Genomic DNA, 251 nt, shown 5'->3' with positions numbered 1-251 from the left:
GAGGAGGCCTGGCACGATGCGGGTCAATTCTACTGGGGCCGCTCCGAGGCTTGGCTCAAAAACAAGCCCGTGTTCGGGCAAGGCAGCGTCCCAGTGTTGTTGCCACGTCATCGTGTGCAAGACATCGACACACCCGAGGACTGGGAGCGGGCGGAATGCATGTTTCGGATCCTGAGCCCGGAACCAGGACCGGAATGACCCAAGATGCTCTGCTGTAATTAAAACCCGTGCAGATCGCCTTTCGAACTGAT

At 58.2% G+C, this 251-nt stretch carries 1 pseudogene; it reads left to right on the top strand.

Annotation, left to right across the window (positions count from 1 at the left end):
• A pseudogene (locus EN852_RS42085) lies at positions 1-198 on the top strand (pseudaminic acid cytidylyltransferase); the annotation flags it as partial.
• Positions 199-251: the final 53 nt, after the last annotated feature.

The organism is Mesorhizobium sp. M2E.F.Ca.ET.209.01.1.1 (assembly GCF_004010375.2).
In the GTDB taxonomy this organism is placed as follows: domain Bacteria; phylum Pseudomonadota; class Alphaproteobacteria; order Rhizobiales; family Rhizobiaceae; genus Mesorhizobium.
This window is presented reverse-complemented; position numbering and strand designations above follow the sequence as displayed.